1 rRNA gene is annotated in these 1,751 nt (G+C 52.4%); it reads right to left on the reverse strand.

Going from position 1 to position 1,751, the window contains the following annotated elements:
• Positions 1-26: 26 nt before the first annotated feature.
• A 23S ribosomal RNA gene (locus AACY19_RS26510) occupies positions 27-1,751 on the reverse strand; the annotation flags it as partial.

Raw genomic sequence — 1,751 nt, forward strand, 5'->3', positions numbered from 1 at the left:
TTCGACGCAAATTGCTTGGGTGTTATATGGTCAAGCCTCACGGGCAATTAGTATTGGTTAGCTCAACGCCTCACAGCGCTTACACACCCAACCTATCAACGTCGTAGTCTTCGACGGCCCTTCAGGGAACTCAAGGTTCCAGTGAGATCTCATCTTGAGGCAAGTTTCCCGCTTAGATGCTTTCAGCGGTTATCTTTCCCGAACATAGCTACCCGGCAATGCCACTGGCGTGACAACCGGAACACCAGAGGTTCGTCCACTCCGGTCCTCTCGTACTAGGAGCAGCCCCTCTCAAATCTCAAACGTCCACGGCAGATAGGGACCGAACTGTCTCACGACGTTCTAAACCCAGCTCGCGTACCACTTTAAATGGCGAACAGCCATACCCTTGGGACCGGCTTCAGCCCCAGGATGTGATGAGCCGACATCGAGGTGCCAAACACCGCCGTCGATATGAACTCTTGGGCGGTATCAGCCTGTTATCCCCGGAGTACCTTTTATCCGTTGAGCGATGGCCCTTCCATACAGAACCACCGGATCACTAAGACCTACTTTCGTACCTGCTCGACGTGTCTGTCTCGCAGTCAAGCGCGCTTTTGCCTTTATACTCTACGACCGATTTCCGACCGGTCTGAGCGCACCTTCGTACTCCTCCGTTACTCTTTAGGAGGAGACCGCCCCAGTCAAACTACCCACCATACACTGTCCTCGATCCGGATAACGGACCTGAGTTAGAACCTCAAAGTTGCCAGGGTGGTATTTCAAGGATGGCTCCACGCGAACTGGCGTCCACGCTTCAAAGCCTCCCACCTATCCTACACAAGCAAATTCAAAGTCCAGTGCAAAGCTATAGTAAAGGTTCACGGGGTCTTTCCGTCTAGCCGCGGATACACTGCATCTTCACAGCGATTTCAATTTCACTGAGTCTCGGGTGGAGACAGCGCCGCCATCGTTACGCCATTCGTGCAGGTCGGAACTTACCCGACAAGGAATTTCGCTACCTTAGGACCGTTATAGTTACGGCCGCCGTTTACCGGGGCTTCGATCAAGAGCTTCGCGTTAGCTAACCCCATCAATTAACCTTCCGGCACCGGGCAGGCGTCACACCCTATACGTCCACTTTCGTGTTTGCAGAGTGCTGTGTTTTTAATAAACAGTCGCAGCGGCCTGGTATCTTCGACCGGCATGAGCTTACGGAGCAAGTCCTTCACCCTCACCGGCGCACCTTCTCCCGAAGTTACGGTGCCATTTTGCCTAGTTCCTTCACCCGAGTTCTCTCAAGCGCCTTGGTATTCTCTACCCAACCACCTGTGTCGGTTTGGGGTACGGTTCCTGGTTACCTGAAGCTTAGAAGCTTTTCTTGGAAGCATGGCATCAACCACTTCGTGTTCTAAAAGAACACTCGTCATCAGCTCTCGGCCTTAAGATCCCGGATTTACCTAAGATCTCAGCCTACCACCTTAAACTTGGACAACCAACGCCAAGCTGGCCTAGCCTTCTCCGTCCCTCCATCGCAATAACCAGAAGTACAGGAATATTAACCTGTTTTCCATCGACTACGCTTTTCAGCCTCGCCTTAGGGACCGACTAACCCTGCGTCGATTAACGTTGCGCAGGAAACCTTGGTCTTTCGGCGTGGGTGTTTTTCACACCCATTGTCGTTACTCATGTCAGCATTCGCACTTCTGATACCTCCAGCAAGCTTCTCAACTCACCTTCACAGGCTTACAGAACGCTCCTCTACCGCATCA

This window comes from Pseudomonas sp. EA_5y_Pfl2_R50 (genome assembly GCF_963970475.1).
In the GTDB taxonomy this organism is placed as follows: domain Bacteria; phylum Pseudomonadota; class Gammaproteobacteria; order Pseudomonadales; family Pseudomonadaceae; genus Aquipseudomonas.